The sequence below is a fragment of the Streptomyces sp. NPDC058257 genome (assembly GCF_042881845.1).
Taxonomy (GTDB): domain Bacteria; phylum Actinomycetota; class Actinomycetes; order Streptomycetales; family Streptomycetaceae; genus Streptomyces.
Window position 1 is genome coordinate 83,780 of the sequence record NZ_JBHVXJ010000009.1, and the last position, 17,415, is coordinate 101,194.

The 17,415-nt window shown below is 69.9% G+C and carries 16 protein-coding genes and 2 pseudogenes; 9 read left to right on the forward strand and 9 right to left on the reverse strand.

All coding sequences use genetic code 11. From position 1 onward, the window contains the following. Positions 1–91: 91 nt before the first annotated feature. Positions 92–967 (reverse strand): oxidoreductase, encoded by an 876-nt coding sequence (locus ACFVXC_RS22235; RefSeq protein ID WP_389907653.1) that lies wholly within the window; start codon positions 965–967, stop codon positions 92–94. Positions 968–1,046: 79 nt separating this feature from the next. Between ACFVXC_RS22235 and ACFVXC_RS22240 the strand changes: the two genes are divergently transcribed. Further along, positions 1,047–1,715, forward strand: coding sequence for a DNA-binding response regulator (locus ACFVXC_RS22240; protein ID WP_389907655.1), 669 nt, complete (start codon positions 1,047–1,049; stop codon positions 1,713–1,715). Here the strand turns inward: ACFVXC_RS22240 and ACFVXC_RS22245 are convergent. Next, positions 1,702–2,286 carry a TetR/AcrR family transcriptional regulator gene (locus tag ACFVXC_RS22245; RefSeq protein ID WP_389907657.1) on the reverse strand — a complete coding sequence of 195 codons (585 nt, stop codon included), beginning with the start codon at positions 2,284–2,286 and terminating at the stop codon, positions 1,702–1,704. The genes ACFVXC_RS22240 and ACFVXC_RS22245 overlap by 14 nt on opposite strands. Before the next feature lie 102 nt (positions 2,287–2,388). Between ACFVXC_RS22245 and ACFVXC_RS22250 the strand changes: the two genes are divergently transcribed. Further along, positions 2,389–3,240, forward strand: a complete 852-nt coding sequence (locus ACFVXC_RS22250; RefSeq protein WP_389907659.1) for an SDR family oxidoreductase — start codon at positions 2,389–2,391, stop codon at positions 3,238–3,240. Between the two features lie 522 nt (positions 3,241–3,762). On the opposite strand, the gene ACFVXC_RS22255 is transcribed toward ACFVXC_RS22250, so the two are convergent. Then, on the reverse strand, positions 3,763–4,785 hold the full coding sequence (locus ACFVXC_RS22255) for an Lrp/AsnC family transcriptional regulator (protein WP_389907661.1): 1,023 nt from the start codon (positions 4,783–4,785) through the stop codon (positions 3,763–3,765). 92 nt (positions 4,786–4,877) lie between these two features. Between ACFVXC_RS22255 and ACFVXC_RS22260 the strand changes: the two genes are divergently transcribed. The 5 genes and pseudogenes from ACFVXC_RS22260 (at position 4,878) to ACFVXC_RS22280 (ending at position 9,932) form a co-directional block, all read left to right on the forward strand. Beyond that, positions 4,878–6,176: an amidohydrolase family protein gene (locus ACFVXC_RS22260; protein ID WP_389907663.1), complete on the forward strand. Its 1,299-nt coding sequence runs from the start codon at positions 4,878–4,880 to the stop codon at positions 6,174–6,176. After that, positions 6,173–7,807 (forward strand): AbgT family transporter, encoded by a 1,635-nt coding sequence (locus ACFVXC_RS22265; RefSeq protein WP_389907665.1) that lies wholly within the window; start codon positions 6,173–6,175, stop codon positions 7,805–7,807. The genes ACFVXC_RS22260 and ACFVXC_RS22265 overlap by 4 nt, the downstream gene beginning before the upstream one ends. Positions 7,808–7,983: 176 nt before the next feature. Continuing rightward, complete coding sequence (locus ACFVXC_RS22270; RefSeq protein ID WP_389907667.1) at positions 7,984–8,829, forward strand: LLM class flavin-dependent oxidoreductase; 846 nt, start codon at positions 7,984–7,986, stop codon at positions 8,827–8,829. Positions 8,830–8,915: 86 nt separating this feature from the next. Then, a pseudogene (locus ACFVXC_RS22275) lies at positions 8,916–9,026 on the forward strand (non-oxidative hydroxyarylic acid decarboxylases subunit D); the annotation flags it as partial. A 39-nt stretch (positions 9,027–9,065) separates the two neighbouring features. Beyond that, positions 9,066–9,932, forward strand: coding sequence for an LLM class flavin-dependent oxidoreductase (locus ACFVXC_RS22280; RefSeq protein ID WP_389907669.1), 867 nt, complete (start codon positions 9,066–9,068; stop codon positions 9,930–9,932). 1 nt (position 9,933) lies between these two features. Here ACFVXC_RS22280 and ACFVXC_RS22285 read toward each other — a convergent pair whose 3' ends face one another. After that, the gene (locus ACFVXC_RS22285; protein WP_389907671.1) at positions 9,934–10,560 is read right to left on the reverse strand and encodes a maleylpyruvate isomerase family mycothiol-dependent enzyme; all 627 of its coding nucleotides are present in this window, start codon (positions 10,558–10,560) and stop codon (positions 9,934–9,936) included. Between the two features lie 166 nt (positions 10,561–10,726). On the opposite strand from ACFVXC_RS22285, the pseudogene ACFVXC_RS22290 reads away from it, so the two are divergent. Continuing rightward, a pseudogene (locus ACFVXC_RS22290) lies at positions 10,727–11,131 on the forward strand (YciI family protein); the annotation flags it as partial. Positions 11,132–11,144: 13 nt separating this feature from the next. After that, the gene (locus tag ACFVXC_RS22295) at positions 11,145–12,392 is read left to right on the forward strand and encodes an RNA polymerase sigma factor (RefSeq protein WP_389907673.1); all 1,248 of its coding nucleotides are present in this window, start codon (positions 11,145–11,147) and stop codon (positions 12,390–12,392) included. 159 nt (positions 12,393–12,551) lie between these two features. On the opposite strand, the gene ACFVXC_RS22300 is transcribed toward ACFVXC_RS22295, so the two are convergent. From ACFVXC_RS22300 to ACFVXC_RS22320, 5 genes are all read right to left on the reverse strand, one after another. After that, complete coding sequence (locus ACFVXC_RS22300; protein WP_389907675.1) at positions 12,552–13,160, reverse strand: chemotaxis protein CheB; 609 nt, start codon at positions 13,158–13,160, stop codon at positions 12,552–12,554. Positions 13,161–13,282: 122 nt separating this feature from the next. After that, positions 13,283–13,957: a hypothetical protein gene (locus ACFVXC_RS22305; RefSeq protein WP_389907677.1), complete on the reverse strand. Its 675-nt coding sequence runs from the start codon at positions 13,955–13,957 to the stop codon at positions 13,283–13,285. Positions 13,958–14,107: 150 nt separating this feature from the next. Beyond that, a complete protein-coding gene (locus tag ACFVXC_RS22310; protein WP_389907679.1) occupies positions 14,108–15,385 on the reverse strand; it encodes a MalY/PatB family protein in 1,278 nt (425 codons plus the stop codon). Positions 15,386–15,463: 78 nt separating this feature from the next. Further along, the gene (locus ACFVXC_RS22315) at positions 15,464–16,516 is read right to left on the reverse strand and encodes an iron-siderophore ABC transporter substrate-binding protein (protein WP_389907681.1); all 1,053 of its coding nucleotides are present in this window, start codon (positions 16,514–16,516) and stop codon (positions 15,464–15,466) included. A 57-nt stretch (positions 16,517–16,573) separates the two neighbouring features. Beyond that, entirely contained in the window at positions 16,574–17,386 is an 813-nt protein-coding gene (locus tag ACFVXC_RS22320) for an ABC transporter ATP-binding protein (RefSeq protein WP_389908053.1), read from the reverse strand. Positions 17,387–17,415 lie beyond the last annotated feature (29 nt).

Below are 17,415 nucleotides of genomic sequence, written 5' to 3' on the forward strand. Positions count from 1 at the left end.
CTTCCAGGGCGCGGCGCGACGTGCGAGAGCGCCGGTCGGTGGCCTGGCTGCGAGCCGGGAGACCACCGACCGGTGAGCGCTACGAGGACTGTCAGGCCTTCAGCTCCGCGAGGTCGGTGGCGTCGAGGCGCAGCCCGGCCGCGGCGAGGTTCTCGGCGAGGTGCGCGGGTGAACCGGTGCCGGGGATGGCCAGCATGTTCGGTGAACTCGCGAGCAGCCAGGCGAGGGCGACCTGCGAAGTCGTCGCGTCGTGCCTCTTGGCGACCTGCGCGAGGCGGTCGTGCTCGATCGGTTCGAAGCCGCCACCGAGCGGAAAGAACGGCACGTAGGCGATGGCGTGCTCCACACAGCGCGCGAGCACGGCGGCGTCATCGTGACGATGCACGTGGTACTGGTTCTGTACCGCGACGACCGGCGCGATGCCCCGTGCCTCGTCGAGTTGCGCCACGTCGACGTTGCTGACCCCGAGGTGGCGGATCAGCCCCTCCTCGCGCAGTTCCGCCAGCGCCGCGAACCGGGCGGCCACGCTCTCGCCACCCGGCTTGTTCACTCCTCCGACCCGCAGGTACACGAGGTCGAGCCGGTCGAGGCCGAGGGCGCGCAGGTCCTCGGTCACCAGGGCGCGCAGCTGCTCGGGTCCTGCCTGGCCGCTGGGCACGCCGTCCGCCGCGAGCAGCGGGCCGACCTTGGTGGCGATCAACAGTTCGGCCGGGTAGGGCTCGAGCGCCTTGCGGATCAGTTCGTTGGCGCGTACCTCCCCCCGAACGTAGAAGCCAGCCGTGTCGATGTGGTCGACACCCGCGTCGACTGCCTGCCGCAGTACCGCGATACCGGTCTGCGGGTCGCGTGCGGGACCGGTGAAAGTGCCCGCGGGCAGCCGCATCGCGCCGAAGCCGAGGCGGTTGACGGAACGGTCGCCACCGAGCATGAACTGGCCGCTCGCTGCGGCCGTGATCTCTGTAGTCATGTCCCCACCCTCAACCCGCGAGGACCGTCGGCGGGCCATATGGCAACGTGTTGCCACGGTCATGAGCGAGACTGGGAGCGTGACCGACCACACCACGCTGACGGTGCACGGCGAGAAGGAGCTGGCCGCGCGGACCGCCGCGCTGTTCGGCGAGACGACGCGGGAGTTCTTCTGCGCCGCGAATGACCTGCACACCTGGGCACGGCCCGAGGCGAGGAAGGCGATGGTGCGCCGCCTGCGCCCCCGGGCCGCTGAAGGTGTGGCCGTGCGCAAGCTCTATACACCGGCCGTACTGGCCGACGAGGAACAGCGGTTGCACCTGTTCGATGTCGCGGACGCCGGTGGGCAGGTGCGCGTGCGTGCCGCGAGCCTGCCGCACGAGACGATCATCATCGACCGGCGGGTGATGATCCTGGCGGGCCGCAATGGCGCACGCGGCCGCGAGTTCACGATCACGACCGCACCGGCTCTGGTCGGGGGTGTCCACGCCCTCATGTGCGCCACGTGGGATGCCGGCACGCCTCTCGCGGACTACCTGCGGAGCGAGAACGAGGGCCTGGACGCCGACTCGTTCACCGTGCTGCAGGCGCTCGCGGCCGGACTCACCGACGCCGCGGGCGCGCGCCGCGTCGGCATGTCCGTACGGACCTACCGCAGGCGGGTGGCCGATCTGATGACGGTGCTGGAGGCCGACTCACGGTTCCAGGCCGGCGTCAACGCGAGCCGACTCGGCCTCACCGGCCGCTGATCCCGGTCGCATCCTTCGTCAGCGCGTCCATGAAGAGATCGACGAGCGGGCGGGCCTGCTCTTCGGTGCCGTGCTGCGCTGCATAGGCGATGCCGCCCATGAGGAGCAGGACATTCTCGGGGGCGACGTCGGTCCGCAGACTGCCGTCCCGGGCGCCGGCCGCGAGGAGCGTGGCGACGGCGTCGGTGAGGAGCGTGCGGCTGTCGGAGTACGGGTCGATCCCGGAGGCGATGACCGCGTTGAGGGCTTCGGACATACCGCTCTTGGCCGTGGCGTAGCGGATGAAGTGCTCCATCCACATCCGGGTGGCCTCGGCGGCCGGATGGCGGGCGAGGAGATCGTCCACCTTCTCGCACACCTGGGTGAGCTGGCGTCGGTAGGCGGCGTCGATGAGGACTTCCCGGGTCGGGAAGTGCCGATAGAGGGTGCCCACGCCGACCCCTGCCTGCCTGGCGATGGCGGCAGGCGCGGTGTCAAGACCCTGTTCGGCGAAGGCCTGAGCGGCGACCTCGAGCAGGCGCTCCCGGTTCTGCAGCGCGTCACTCCTGGTGCGGCGGGGTGCGGCGGGCATACGGGTTCCTTCGCTGTGGGTCGCCGATTGCTTTCCGGAACGTATTCCGCTTAACCTCTAAACGGAATACGTTCCGGTAACACTCTACTCCAGGAGCATCCCGTGCCCGCTCTCTCCGACAAGGCCGTACGCCACTGGTTCATCACCGGGGCCTCCGGTGGTCTGGGCCGCCACCTCACCGAACTCGCCCTCCGAAACGGCGACCGCGTCACGGCGACGGTCCGCCGGCCTGCGGCTCTGGAGGACCTGCGCGAAACGTACGGCGGACGGCTGGCCGTCGAGGTCCTCGACCTCGCCCGGCCAGCCGACGTCGGCGGAGTGGTCGCCAGGACACTTCGGTCAGGTCCGGTGGACATCGTGGTCAACAACGCCGGATACGCGGTCGTGGGCGCCGCCGAGGAGATGACCGCCGAGCAGATCCGCGACCAGATCGAGGTGCTCCTGCTCGCCCCGATGATGATCACCCGGGCCTTCCTGCAGCCGATGCGGGAGCAGGGTGGGGGCCGGATCATCCAGATCTCCAGCGTGGGCGGCCAGATCGGCATCCCCACCCACAGCTCTTATCACGCGGGCAAGTGGGGCCTTGAGGGCTTCACCGAGAGCGTCAGCCGCGAGGTCCGCGACTTCGGCGTTCACCTCACTCTGGTCGAGCCCGGCGCCACCCGCACCGGCTTCGCCTCGGCCCTGCACTACACCACCGAAACGGCCGCCTACCGTGACAACGCCGTCGGCCGGACCAGGCGCCAGCTGGAATCCGCCGACGAGAGCGCGTTCACCGGCGACCCGGCCAAGCTTGCCGCCGCCATCCACGCCACCACTCGCCACCCGAGCCCGCCCCTGCGCCTGGCCCTCGGCTCCGACACCTATGACGCGATCCACGCGGCACTCACCGAACGCCTGACCGCACTCGAGGCTCAAAAGGACCTAGCCGAGTCCGTCGCCTTCGCCAACTGACTGTCCTCGGTGACCCCGTTCCGCACCGTGAACGCGTACAGCAGCGCCCTGTCCTCGGCGACCGAGACATGGAAGACCGGGGTCTGCCGGCGCGCCTCGCTCCACGCCACGATCGCCCGGCCGCCACCGGCTGAAAGGGCCGTCGCGGGGGAGACGAAGCGCTCCGTGGAGAACGCGGTGGACGGGTCCTCGTCGAACCCGAAGCTCCCCCCGCTGCGGCCCGCCCGACCCTCAGCAGCGCCTTGGAGCTACGGGTGACCGTCGGCAGCAGCGCCCAGGCCTACGGGCCGGGGAACTCGCGGGCCAACGGCCAGAGGACAGCGGCCGCAAACGGCGGCTGCTATCGCTTCCGCCCGCTCACCCGCTGGCCCGCCCCTCCGCCCTGCGATCGGCGCACGACTGCACGCTCGGCGGCGCCCGCACGACCCCGAGAGCCGATGGGAAGACGGTCGACTGACGGGCAGCTACGAAGGAGACGGGCGCGTGAGCCGGTGCTTCGTACGGATGAACACCACAACGCCCCTACGCGTCCCAGTAGTTGAGCGGCGCAGACCCCACGCTGTGCCCCCGGCGGTCGAGGACCCGCCCCGCGTGCTTGACCGTGCGCAGCACCACGGCGCGCTCCGTGATCCGCAGATCCAGGTGTGCGAGGCGGCTGTTGAGCAGCGCTTCGGTGGTGTGGACCTCGGACAGGTCCGGCAGCCAGATGTCGAGCATCAGATTGTGCGCGCCCGCGGTGATGCTGCACATGCGCAGGCCGGGCAGGGTACGCAGCGCGCTCACCGTCTCGTCGAGATGCTGGGCGGGCACCGAGCCGAAGTAGACGACCGAGACCGGGAAGCCGGTCAGCGGCCGGGCCAGCGCACAGCGCAGCGAGAGCCGCCCGGTGCCGGTCAGGACGCGCAGTCGGCGCCGCACGGTCGCGGCGGATGCGCCGACGGTCTCGGCGAGGTCCGTCAGGGGCATCCGGCCGTCGGCGCCGAGCGCGAGGGCGATCCGGCGGTCGAGGGGCCGCAGCGGTTCGTCGGGCAGCGCGGGCCGTTCCACGGCGAGCGCGGTTCGCTGCTGCCGGGTGAGACTGCGCAGCCGCCACGAGGCCCCCTCGAAGGGCGCCGCGGTGATGACATGGCTGCGTACGGCGCGCACGCCGGGCAGCTGCGACACCCGCTCGCCGGAGAGGCGGGCGAGGCCGTCGAGGTCGACGGCGGCGACGATCGCGAGCAGATCACGCTCGCCCGAGGTCTGTTTGAGGCTCAGCACATGGGGGTCACGGGCGAGCTGCCCGATGGTGTCCTCGCTCAGTCGCCCGCCCATGTCGATCTCGACCTGGGCGTAGACGCCTTCGTCGTGGCCCGGGGACAGATAGCCGTCGACCCAGGCGATGCCCGCGCGCACCATGCGGTCCCAGCGGCGGGCGACCGTCACCGCGTCCACCTCCAGAACCTCGCCCATCCGTACCCAGGGCACCCGGGGCTGGATCTGGAGGGCGTGCACGATGGCCAGATCCAGCTCGTCGAGGTGGTGAGCCGACTGCTGCGTATCCATGAGAGGTGCCGAATCCTGCGTCGATGGCCTTGTGGTGAAGGATTCCGGCGATTTTACACAGTCGTCATCCCTGATGCCGAGGATCGTCGGCCATGAGCCACGCACAGTTTTCCTCCCTGCGCATCATCCGGGCCCGTCTTGTCGACGGCACCGGAGCGGACCCCGTGACGGACGCCGTCATCGACATCGACGAGGACGGCACGATCGTCCACGCGGGACCGGCGGCCACGGCACCGGAGGCTCCCGCCAGGGCCCGGACGGTGGACGCGGCCGGCCGCACGGTCCTGCCGGGGTTCATCGACACCCACGTCCACCTCGCCATCGAATCGCCCCGGCAGATGGTCCGCCGACACGAGAGCGACCAGACCCTGGAGACGTTCCGCACCGCCGAGCGGTTGCGGATCACCCTGGACGCGGGCATCACCACCGCCCGTGACCTGGGCGGTCTGCCGGCCGGCTACCGGGACGCGGTCGCGGCGGGCCTGACCACAGGACCCCGGCTGCACACTGCGGTCCGCATTCTCAGCCACACCGGAGGCCACGCCGACTTCCGTTCGGAGTGCGGCTTCGACCCCAGCGCCGGCGTGGGCGAGATCGCCGACACCCCGGACGAGGTGCGTATCGCGGTGCGGCGCCTGCTCCGCTCCGGCGCCGACGTCATCAAGGTCTGCGCGACCGGCGGGATGAGCAGCCCCTACGACCAGCCCGACGACGAGGGCCTGACCGTCGAGGAGATCCGCACGGTCGTCGACGAGGTGGCCCGGCACGGCGGCCGTCCGGTCGCTGCCCACGCGCAGGGCACCGCGGGCATCGTCAACGCGATCCGAGGCGGCGTGAGCAGCGTCGAGCACGGCTACGGCCTCACCGCGCAGGCGCGTGAACTGGCGGGTGAGCACGGCACGTTCGTGGTGCCGACCCTGTCGACGGTGTTCGACGGCATCGACCGCTCGACCATGCAGCCCTTCCACTACGAGAAGAAGATCCGCTGGTCCGGCATCACCCGGGAGAACATCGCTGCGGCCATCTCCGACGGCGTACGCATCGCGATGGGCACCGACGCGGCGATGGTGCCGCACGGCCGCAACCTGCGCGAGCTCTCCCACCTCGTGTCACTCGGCATGAGTCCGGCCCGGGCCATCGAGACGGGCACCCGCAGCGCCGCCGAACTCCTGGGCCTCTCCGCGGAGATCGGCACGCTCGAGACCGGCAAGCACGGCGACCTGGTGATGTGCGACGGCGACCCGATCGCGGACATCTCGCTGCTGTCCGACCCGGCGCGCGTCGTGCTGGTCGCCCAGCGGGGCGCCGTACGCAAGGACACGCTCGGCCTGGCACAGGCCACCCCCGCCCCCGCGGTCAGCGGCGCACCATCGGAAGGAGCCACCGGATGAGCACCTCGGTCACCTCCGCGAAGACACCGCCGGGCGGGCCGCCCAAGAGGTCCGTGCTCGACAGGGTCATGAACGGCATCGAGCGCGCGGGCAACAAGCTGCCCCACCCGGTGCTGCTCTTCCTCGGCCTGTTCCTGATCATCGGCACGGTCTCGACGGTCCTCGCCGCCACCGACGCCACCGTCACGGTGCCGGGCGAGGACGAGACACTCGCGGTCAAGGGCCTGTTCAGCGGCGAGGGTGTGCGCTGGCTGCTCGAGAACTTCATCCCGAACTTCACCGGCTTCCCCTCGCTCGGCACCGTCCTGCTGATGATGGCCGCGGTCGGCGTGGCCGAGAAGACGGGCCTCCTCGAGACGGCCGTACGCGCCTCCATCGCACGGGCCCCCAGGCGGCTGCTGCCCTACCTGGTCGCCTTCGTGGCCTGCCAGGCGCACCTGATGAGCGACGTGGCGATCCTGGTGATCCCGCCGCTGGCCGCACTCGCCTTCAAGAACGCGGGCCGCAATCCGATCGCCGGCCTCATCGGCGGCTTCGCCTGCACCTGCGCGGGCTACGCCGCGGGCTTCTCGATCGGCGCGCTCGACGCGCTCTACACCGGCATCACGCATCAGGCCGCCGCGGTCGTGCCCAGCGGCGAGAGCGCCCCCACGCACATCCTCATCAACTACTTCTACACGGCAGCTGCCAGCTGCGTACTCGCCCTGATCGGCGGCTTCCTGATCTCCCGCGTCCTGGAGCCCCGGCTGCCCCAGCCGGACCCGGACGCCGAAGCCCAGGCTGCGGCCGAGGAGGCGAGCCAGGCCGAGACCGAGGCCGAGGGCGAGGCAGGCACGGACGCGGCGGCCGCCGCACGCCCCTCCGTCGTCGTCACGGCCAGGCAGCGCACGGGCCTGCTGCGCTCAGGTCTCGCCGTCCTGCTCTACGCGGCCGTCGTGGTCATCTGTTGGCTGCTGCCGGGCTCCCCGTTGCGCGGCGAGGGCGGCGCGCTGGTCCCGTCGCCGGTCCTCGACGGCATCGTCCCTCTGTTGTTCGTCGCGTTCGTCCTCGCCGGTGTCGTCTACGGCCGCACCGTCGGCACGCTCAAGCGAGCCGAGGACGCTCCCCGCATGATGGCCGAGTCGATCACGGGAATGTCCGGCTACATCGTGTTGATCCTGGTGATCTCCCAGGTCATCGGCGTCTTCGATTGGTCCAACGTCGGCACGCTGCTCGCGGTGAACGGCGCCAACCTCCTGGAGTCGGCGGGCCTCACCGGCTTCACGGGCCTTGTCCTGTTCGTCCTCCTGGTCTGCGTCCTGAACCTGTTCGTCACCTCGGGCTCGGCCCTGTGGTCCCTGGTCGCGCCGGTCTTCGTCCCGGCGTTCCTGCTCCTCGGCATGGAACCCGCCGTCACCCAGGCGGCGTTCCGGATCGGCGACTCCGCGACCCAGATGATCACGCCGCTCAATCCGTACGTCTTCCTGATGCTGACGATCCTGCGCCGCTACGAACCCGGGGCACAGCTCGGCACGGTCCTGTCCCGGCTCTCGGTGTTCGTGGTCCCGTTCCTGATCGCCTGGCTCGCGGTCCTCGGCCTCTTCTACGGCCTGGACCTGCCCCTCGGCCCCGGTGCGGACATCCACCGGTGATCCATCCGGGGACGGCGTGAATCTGCTTGTCCTACCGAACCGACGAACTCTAGAGTGGAAGCACTTCGACGAGACGCTCCCCAGAAGCACGCCGCAGAGCGAGAGCGTTCCACCTCACTGAGGTGCCGAAGGGGCGGCAGCCTGCTTTGCCGACCCTTCCTTCGGAGGTCTCCGCCATGAATATCGGTATCGGTCTGCCCATCGGCGACCCTGCCACCCTGCTCACCTGGGCCCAGCGCGCCGATGCGGGTCCCTTCAGCACGCTCGGCCTGCTCGACCGCCTCGTCTACGACAACCCCGAGCCCCTGGTGGCGCTCGCCCTCCTGGCGGGCGCCACCTCTCGGATCCGCGTCCAGACCGAGGTGCTGCTCGCCCCGCTGCGCGACACCGCCCTCCTCGCCAAACAGGCCGCCACCTTGGACCAGATGTCCGGTGGCCGACTGGTCCTCGGCCTTGGCGTCGGTGGCCGGGACGACGACCACCAGGTCTCAGGCATCGACATACGCACCCGAGGGCGGCGCCTCGACGAGCAGATGGCGGTCATGCGCCGCCTGTGGTCCGGCGAGCCGTACGGGGACGGCGTCGGCCCGATCGGTCCCGCGCCCGCCCGCCCCGGCGGCCCCGAGGTGCTCTTCGGGGGCTTCAAGCCCGCAGCCATCGAACGTGTCGCACGCTGGGGCGACGGCTTCCTCGCCGCAGCTCCGCCCTCCTGGGCGGGCGGACTGTTCGACACCGCCCGCAAGTTCTGGAAGGAGTACGGCCGTGACGGCGAACCGCGCATCGTCGCGCAGATCAACGTCGCGCTCGGCTCCCAGGACGTGGTCCATGACGCCCGGACGAACATGCGCGCCTATTACGCCTTCACCGGCATGGCCGACCGCATGGTTGCCGGACTGTGCACCACACGGACCGAGATCCGTGATGCCATCGCCGGTTTGACCGACCTCGGCGCCGACGAGGTGATGCTCTACTGCTACGGCCTCGATCCGGACCAGGTGGACCGTCTCGCCGAGCTCCTGTGACGGTGCGGCGAGGTGAGGTGACAGGTGTCCGACCGGAAGCAGCACCTCAGGTGGGGCCGAAGGCGCCTCTGCACCCGGCGCACCCCGAGCCCGCCCGCCGCACTCGACGCGACGCCTATCCCGAGCAGTTCAAGATGACGGTCGCCGACATCGAGAACGCCATCGAGGTACCGGCCGTACCGCCGCTGCTCCGCTAACCGGTTGCCGGCCCAGGCCCGGTGCAGCAGGATGCGGGAATGCGCTTCTCGGTCAACATTCCGAACTTCGGCGACTTCGCTGATCCCAGGGCCGTGGCGAAGTTGGCAGTGGCGGCGGAACAGGCCGGATGGGACGGGCTGTTCGTCTGGGACCACGTGCTGCATCGCAAACATGCGGGCAGGCCCTTCGGGGATCCCTGGATGCTGCTGACCGCCGCCGCCCTGGCGACCTCCCGGATCAGGCTCGGCACGCTGGTCACCCCGGTGGCCCGGCGGCGCCCGCAACAGCTCGCCCGCCAGGTGGCGACTCTGGACGTCCTCAGCGGCGGCCGGGTCACCTTCGGCGCGGGCCTCGGCGGGCCCATCGAGGACGAGTACGCGAGCTTCGGCGACACCTCGGACCCGAAGGTGCTCGCCGAGCGCCTTGACGAGGGCCTGGACCTGCTGCAGCGCTACTGGTCGGGCGAGCCGGTGAACCACGAGGGACGGCATTACCAGGCACGGGACGTTACGTTGCTGCCTGCCACGGTGCAGCGCCCTCGCCCCCCGATCTGGGTCGCCGGCTTCTGGCCGAACCGCCCGCCGATGCGCCGGGCGGCCCGCTGGGACGGCGTGGTCCCCCTGTTCACCGACGCCAAGCACGGCCACCTGCCGCCCATCGAGCAGGTCCGTGACCTGGTGGCATACGTGCGCAAGCAGCGCGAGGACCGGTCCGGCGCCCCCTTCGACATCGTCCTCGGCGGTGCCACACCGGGCGACGACGCCGCCAGGACCCGTGACCTGATCGGCCCGGCGGCCGAAGCGGGGGCCACTTGGTGGGACGAGCGTCAGATTCAGACGAGCGAAGACCTGGACCGGCTCACGCCGGTGCTGCGCCGCGTCGAGCAAGGCCCACCGGTCTTGTGAGTCAGGCGGCCGTCCTCAGCGCGGCCACTCCCGGCCCGTCGAGCTCGTCCAGCGCTTCTCGCCGCCCGGACACGGCCAGAAGCAGGGAAAGCGCGGTCCCACACACCTCGGGACCTTCCCCGATCGACAAGTCGACGTCCGAAGGGACAAGCCGGAGACCGGCCACCCGCTCCTTGGCCCCGCCGAAGGACGCCGACGTACGGACCTGCAGACGCAGCGATCTGACAACAGCCTCTGGCCGGTAGGTATGGGTGAGGCCCAAGGGCCGACGGATGTCCTCACCGTGGACGACCTCCTCGACGAGCCTGGTGTCGAGGGGCGCCGGAGGACCCGACCTGCGTGACGCCACCTGACGCAGTCGCTCCAAGGTCTCCTGCGGTGAGCCACCGCGTTCGCGCTCCACCCCGCGCGCGTTCTGACGGTCGAAGTCGAAACGCGCCCGGACCATGGCACTCACGAAGCCGAGACGTGTCGTGCGAGCGGTGTCGACCAGATGGGCCACCACGTCGTGCACCGTCCACGCGCCACACAGCGACGGGTGATCCCACCGCTCGTCGTCCAGGCGCGTGAGGTCCTCGATCAGCGCCGCGCGCTCCGCGTGCACCAGCGACCAGACATCATCGTTCACGGCTGTTCCTCTGCTCGACCCCAGTGTCCGACATCTGACAGGGGAGACCCGAGGCACGGCAGAAACTCATCGCCGGGCGGACGGCGACGGCGAGAACCTGTGACTGGCTCCGCCTCCGCGGCCAGTACGACCACAATGGGCCGCACCAGTACCGAGGAGAAGCACGATGGCCAAGTACCTGCTCCTGAAGCACTACCGCGGCGCCCCGGCTTCGGTGAACGACGTCCCCATGGACCAGTGGACGCCGGGGGAGATCTCGGCCCACGTGCGGTACATGAGCGACTTCGCGGACCGGCTCGTGGGGACCGGCGAGTTCATCGACAGTCAGGGACTCGCTCCCGAAGGGACATTCGTCCAGTACGACGGTGAGGGGCGCCCGCCGGTGACGGACGGCCCGTTCGCCGAGACCAAGGACCTCATCGCCGGTTGGATGGTGATCGACGTCGACACTTACGAGCGTGCCGTCGAGCTGGCCGGGGAACTCTCGGCCGCCCCTGGCGCGGGCGGCAAGCCGATCCACGAGTGGCTCGAACTGCGCCCGTTCCTTGCGGCGACGCCCACCATCACGGAGTGTGACCTCATCCATGAACGAAGCCCTGCTCCGAAGCCTCACTCCAGGAGTGCTGGGGACCCTCGTCCGCCGCGGAGCTGACTTCGCGGCGGCCGAGGACGCCGTACAGGACGCACTGATCGAGGCGGTCCGCGGCTGGCCGACCGACCAGCCGCGGGACCCGAAGGGCTGGCTGGTCATCGTGGCCTGGCGCAAGTTCCTCGACGCTACCCGCGCGGACACTGCCCGTCGCCGACGTGAGGACCGCGTCGACGAGGAGCCGGCGCACGGGCCCGCGCCATCGGCGGACGACACGCTCCAGCTCTACTTCCTGTGCACCCACCCTTCGCTGACGCCGTCGTCCGCGGTCGCGCTCACGCTGCGCGCCGTCGGTGGGCTGACCACCCGCCAGATCGCCCAGGCCTACCTGGTCCCCGAGGCTACGATGGCGCAGCGCATCAGCCGGGCCAAGCGCACCGTCTCCGGTGTGCGTTTCGACAAGCCCGGCGACGTCGCCACCGTGCTGCGCGTCCTCTACCTGGTCTTCAACGAGGGCTATTCCGGCGACGTCGACCTCGCCGCCGAGGCCATCCGGCTCACCCGGCAGCTCGCGGCAGCGACCGGCCACCCCGAGGTGGCGGGACTGCTCGCCCTCATGCTGCTCCACCACGCCCGGCGCGCCGCCCGGACCGCGTCCGACGGCAGCCTGGTGCCGCTCGCCGAGCAGGACCGTGACCGGTGGGACACGGAGACGATCGCCGAGGGTGTCGAGATCCTCCAGGCGGCTCTCGCCCGCGACCGCCTCGGCGAGTTCCAGGCCCAGGCCGCCGTCGCGGCGCTCCACGCCGACGCGCCCACCGCCGAGGAGACCGACTGGGTGCAGATCGTCGAGTGGTACGACGAACTCACGGACCTCACCGACAGCCCGATCGTCCGGCTCAACCGCGCCGTGGCCGTGGGCGAGGCCGACGGACCGCGCGCCGGACTCACGGCACTCGCCGCCCTTGATGACTCACTGCCTCGCTACACCGCTGTGGCCGCGTATCTCCACGAGCACGACGGCGACCTGGCGACGGCGGCACGACTGTACGCCGAGGCGGCCCCCAAGGCATCCAACCTTGCCGAGCGCGACCACCTGACACGCCAGGCCGCCCGGCTCAACAGTTCGACATCAACGTCAACGGCGATTTCTTCACCCGACAAAAGGCCCTCCCGCTCCTCAACGGGGGCGCCTCAGTCGGATTCACCGTGGGTGCCGGAGAAGGCATCGGGTCCGCCATGACAGCTGCCGAGAGCACTCTGGTTCCCCTCATACGGTCCCTCGCGCCCGAACTCGCCCGCCTGCATCACCGGTGACAACGTCTACCTCACCGTTGCCGGAGGCATCGGAGTTCACGCCCAACCCTGACAGGCAGTCACCCACCGGTACCCGACGGAGAGTTCAGGAGTCGCCGGCCGACTGCAGGAGCTGATGGATGAGGGGCGCGATGCCCTCGGCCGGGCGTACGAAATCGACCTGGCCGGTCTCGATGGCGGATCTGGGCATCCCGTGGAACGTGGCCGTCGCGGGGTCCTCCACAATGACGATGCCCCCGCGGCTCTTGACCGCTTCCACTCCCCGGGCGCCGTCGCCGTCGGATCCCGTGAGTACGCAAGCGATGATCAGCGGCCCGTAGACCTGCGAGGCCGACTCGAAGAGGGGGTCGGCGGCCGGGCGTGCGAAGTTGACCGGGCCCTCCTTGGACAGGGACAACTTGCCGTCCGCCTCCACACACAGATGGTGGTCGGGCGGCGCGATATAGACCTCTCCCGCTCTCGGGCGCTCGCCACCTTCGGCCAGTTTGACGCGAAGGCTGGTGTGGGGCGACAGGACGGCGGCGATGCGCGTCTCGCGGGAGCGGCGCAGATGCTGGGCCACCAGCACGGACGCCGGAAGCCTCGCGTCCAGGCCACTCAGCAACGTCCGGAGGCCCTGGACACCCCCGGCGGAGGAGGCCACCATCACGATCGCGCTGCGGTCATGGGACTCGTGCGGATGCGTGCTGTTCACGCGAAGACCCTAGCCCGGCCGCCCCCTCCTGTGAGTCATCGCGGCCGAAGCGGACTTGAGTGTCGGCGACAGACGCCGTATCGGCGAGCACCTCTGCGAGGTGCTCGCCGATACGCAGTGGGTCAGCTTGTGGAGGGCTCCGGCTGCGGTGCTGCGGCCTGCTCTGCCGAGGCGGCCGTGCTGTAGAAGACGGAGGAGCCCTGCTTGGTGCGGTGGGCGCGGCCCTTGGCGACCAGGCCTTCCACCGTGGTGCGCACGACGGTGGTCTTGATGGTGCGCTCGGGGCGGGCCTGGGTGAGCGCGGTGGTGATCTCGGCGGCCGAGCGCGGTTCGCTCTGCCGACCGAGGTGGTCGTGGATCAGTTCGACCAGCGACGGCCCGGCCGTCGGCGCGGTCGCCTTCTTCGCGGCGGCCTTGGGCGCACTCTTGGCCGGCTCGTCCTGGGCCTTGCTCTGAGCCGGGGCCTGCGCCTTGACCTTGGTCTTGGCCTTGGCGGCCGTGGGCTTCTTTGTCCGGGCGGCACCGGAGTTCTTCGCACTGCTCCGCGGAGCGGGCACAGCACCCTTGCGAGGTGACGCCTTCTTCGCGGCGGCCGCCGGAGCGGCGGGGGAGCCCAGGGCCTGCTGCATGCTCAGCAGTACCGCGTGGTCGCTCTCCAGCGCCTGCAACTGCTCCTGCAGCGCGGCCACATCGACCCCGACGCGTTCTTGTTCCTTACGGTTGGTTTCCAGGTCCGCGGCCACTTGGGCGGCGTACTGGGCCTGCACTCCGGCATTTTCCGGCTTGGTGTCTGACATCGTGGTGACCTTTTCGTGGGCGCACGCAGTCGTGCGGATGGCGGGGCGTGCTCACGACTGAGCACTTCTGGTGAGGGCACATCTGTTTGCACCCCTGAATGGTGACTGCCCAACCTGCAACAGCAGTAACTCATGTGCGGTTAGCGAAGGTTACGTGCTGGAGTCCATGTGCGGATGCATTGGGTGAAGATTTTGGTTTCGTCCGGAACAGTGACTGTCTCTTGTCGGCCTTCCGGTGACGGCCGAAGCCATCCGCCGGACCGCCTCGGTGAGCACCTCGGGCGAGGCGGCCAGGTTGAGACGGACGAAGCCTTCGCCGCCGGCTCCAAAGGCCTTCCCGGAGCTCAGAGCGACACGGCCGCGATGCAGGAACGCTTCGGCCGGGTCGTCGCCCAGGCCCAGTTCCCGGCAGTCGAGCCAGGTGAGGAAGGTGCCCTGTGCCGGTGTGCAGCCGATGGCGGGCAGGTGTTCGGACAGGAGAGCGGCCAACAGCCGACGGTTGTCGTCGAGGCCGCGAAGCAGTGCGTCGAGCCAGTCACCTCCGTCCCGCAGGGCCGCCGTGTGGGCGATGACGCCCAGGTGACTGGGGCCATGACTTACCTCTTCGGGTATGCGTGCGAGGTCGTCGGCGGCTTCGGGGCCCGCGATGGCGAGGGCCGCCTTGAGCCCGGCCAGGTTCCAGGCCTTCGACGCCGACATCAAGGACAGTCCGTTCTCCGCTCCCGGCACGCTCAGGAACGGCACGAATGATGCGCCCGCCGCCACGATCGGGGCGTGTATCTCGTCCGCCACGACACGCACACCATGCTCGCGCGCCAGGTGCGCGACCCGCGTCAACTCGTCGGCGGTGTGCACGGTCCCGGTCGGATTGTGCGGGCTGCACAGCAGATACACCGGCCGGTTCGTACCTTGTGCCGCACTCCGCCCCGCGCGCCTGAACGCGTCCTCCAGCGCGGCGAAGTCGATCCGCAGGTCCGCACCCAGGGGCGAGTCGACGACGGGTCGGTCCAGGTTCCCGACGAACTGATAGAAGGGCGGGTAGACAGGACAGTTGACGACGACGGGGTCACCTGGCGCGGAGACCAGCTTGAGCATCTCGACGACGCCGAGCATCACGTCGGGCACGATCGCCGTGCGCTCGACGGCAAGTCCGTCCCAGGCCCACCGCTTGTGGGCGAACTCGGCCAGCGCCTCGGCGTAGGCACTACCGGCGGGATAGCCGGTGTCGCCGAGCGCGACAGCATCGGTTATCGCCTCGGCGACAGGCTCCGCGAGCGGGACATCCATCTCGGCCACCCACAGCGGCAGTACGTCGTGCGGATAGGTCCGCCACTTCAGGCTCGTACGACATCGCAGTTGTTCCAGCGAGAGCCGGCTCAGCGGGTTCGTGCCGTCCGGCACGACGGGATCGCGCGACACATTCTCCATACGTCAAAGTAGGCAGACCCAGGTGGATTCCTGCCTACTTCGACGCGATCAGATGTCAGCCCGGGGCGTACGACGTGATCAGCGCAGGGCCTTCGCGAACTCGGGGACGACCTTGTCCAGAGCGTAGGAGACGGAGAGGACCGAGTCGGTGGCGAAGGCGGAACTGAGCGTCGACTTCGGGTCGAAGACGACATCATGTCCGGCCTTGACGGCAGGGATCTCCTTGTAGAGCGGGTCGTTCTCGATCTTCGACTTGGGGAGGCCGATCGGCGCCATGACCAGCAGGTCGGAGTCGAGCATGTCGAGGCTCTCGCGGGAGACCGTGACGGAGAAGGACTTGCCCGCCTTGGCGTCGACCTCGGGGTTGTTCTTGAAGCCGAGCCGCTCCAGGAAGTCGACGCGACCGCTGCTCTTCACGTAGGCGCCGTAGCCGACGCTGGTGCGCGAGCCGGACGTGGCGGTCTTGCCCTTGAACTCGGGGTGCTGCGCGGTGGCGGCCTTGAACTTCTTCTCCGTCTTGGCGATCAGCTCTTCGCCCTTGTCGTGGAGACCGAGCGAGTCCGCGACCATCCTGATCTGCGTCTCCCAGTTGGTCAGGTACTGCTCGCCGCCCTTGGGCACGCCGATGGTGGGCGCGAGCTTGCTCAGGGTGTCGTAACGCTTCTGGTCGCCGCTGGACTTGGTGTCCAGGATCAGATCGGGCTTGAGGGAGGCGATCTTCTCGTACTCCGGCTCCAGCGTGCCGATCTTGGTCGGACTCTTCTTGTACAGGCCCTTCGCCCATGTCCCCACGCCGTCACCGCCGAAGGCGAGCCAGTCGCTGGCGCCCACGGGCTGGACGCCGAGGGCGAGCGCGGTCTCCGCGTCTCCCCAGCCGAGCGCCACCACGCGCTGCGGCTTCTTCTGCACGGTGATCTCGCCGAACTTCGTGGCGACCTTCACCGGGAAGCCCGCCGTCGAGGCGGCGGAACCGCCCTTGTCGTCGTCGGAGGACGAGCACGCGGTCAGACCGCCGGTGAGGGCGAGGGCCGCCACGGCCGCGGCGACGGAGTTCCGACGGCGACCGGAGGAACGAACGGAGAGGGGGCCGCGCGAGGCCCGCGTGAACAGCGACTTGAGACGTAGGGACATGTAGTTAGGGTACCCTAAGTTGATCGGTGAACGGGATACGATGCTCCGGTCCACCGGTCATGTCCGGTCAGCCACGCGGTGGCGGCCGATCGGGACGATGAGCGGTGTGCCCGACACCGGGTCGGCGACCAGCGAAGAGCGCATCCCGAAAGCCTCGTTGACCAGTTCCTCGGTGACGACGTCCCGCGGTTTCCCCTCGGCGATGACGTGGCCGTCCCGCATCGCCACAAGGTGATCGGCATAGCGGCAGGCCAGGTTCAGGTCGTGGAGGACCACCACGATCGTGGTGCCGTGCTCCTGGTTGAGATCGACCAGGAGGTCGAGCACGTCCAGTTGATGGCTCACGTCAAGATAGGTGGTCGGTTCGTCGAGCAGGAGGATGTCCGTGCGCTGGGCCAGTGCCATGGCGATCCACACGCGCTGGCGCTGGCCGCCCGACAGCTCGTCCACCGGACGCCCCGCCAGGTCCAGGACGTCCGTGGCGAGCAGCGCGTCGGCGACGGCGGCGTCGTCCTCGGTGGTCCAGCGCCGGAACCAGCCCTGGTGCGGGTACCTGCCGCGGCCCACGAGGTCGCTGACGGTGATGCCGTCGGGCGCCACGGGGGTCTGGGGCAGGATGCCCAGGCGTGCGGCGACCTCGCGGGTCGGCATCGTGTGAATGCTGCGTCCGTCCAGCAACGCGCTGCCGGACGTCGGGGTGAGCAGCCGTGCCATGGCACGCAGCAGCGTCGACTTCCCGCAGGCGTTGGGGCCGACGATCATGGTGATGCCGCCGGGTGGGATGTCCAGGCTCAGGCCACGGACCACTTCGCGGCCGTCGTAGCCGAGGTGGATGTCCCGTGTGCCCAGGGTGTGTTTGCCGGCGCCCATGTCCTCGTCCTTCTGTTCGTCCGCCACCG

What these genes read in the sequence shown, in the direction of transcription:
- ACFVXC_RS22235 (WP_389907653.1), bottom strand. Translation starts at nt 967, where the DNA reads ATGACTACAGAGATCACGGCCGCAGCGAGCGGCCAGTTCATGCTCGGT.
- ACFVXC_RS22245 (WP_389907657.1), bottom strand. Translation starts at nt 2,286, where the DNA reads ATGCCCGCCGCACCCCGCCGCACCAGGAGTGACGCGCTGCAGAACCGG.
- ACFVXC_RS22255 (WP_389907661.1), bottom strand. Translation starts at nt 4,785, where the DNA reads ATGGATACGCAGCAGTCGGCTCACCACCTCGACGAGCTGGATCTGGCC.
- ACFVXC_RS22260 (WP_389907663.1), top strand. Translation starts at nt 4,878, where the DNA reads ATGAGCCACGCACAGTTTTCCTCCCTGCGCATCATCCGGGCCCGTCTT.
- ACFVXC_RS22265 (WP_389907665.1), top strand. Translation starts at nt 6,173, where the DNA reads ATGAGCACCTCGGTCACCTCCGCGAAGACACCGCCGGGCGGGCCGCCC.
- ACFVXC_RS22270 (WP_389907667.1), top strand. Translation starts at nt 7,984, where the DNA reads ATGAATATCGGTATCGGTCTGCCCATCGGCGACCCTGCCACCCTGCTC.
- ACFVXC_RS22280 (WP_389907669.1), top strand. Translation starts at nt 9,066, where the DNA reads ATGCGCTTCTCGGTCAACATTCCGAACTTCGGCGACTTCGCTGATCCC.
- ACFVXC_RS22295 (WP_389907673.1), top strand. Translation starts at nt 11,145, where the DNA reads ATGAACGAAGCCCTGCTCCGAAGCCTCACTCCAGGAGTGCTGGGGACC.
- ACFVXC_RS22305 (WP_389907677.1), bottom strand. Translation starts at nt 13,957, where the DNA reads ATGTCAGACACCAAGCCGGAAAATGCCGGAGTGCAGGCCCAGTACGCC.
- ACFVXC_RS22310 (WP_389907679.1), bottom strand. Translation starts at nt 15,385, where the DNA reads ATGGAGAATGTGTCGCGCGATCCCGTCGTGCCGGACGGCACGAACCCG.
- ACFVXC_RS22315 (WP_389907681.1), bottom strand. Translation starts at nt 16,516, where the DNA reads ATGTCCCTACGTCTCAAGTCGCTGTTCACGCGGGCCTCGCGCGGCCCC.
- ACFVXC_RS22320 (WP_389908053.1), bottom strand. Translation starts at nt 17,386, where the DNA reads ATGGGCGCCGGCAAACACACCCTGGGCACACGGGACATCCACCTCGGC.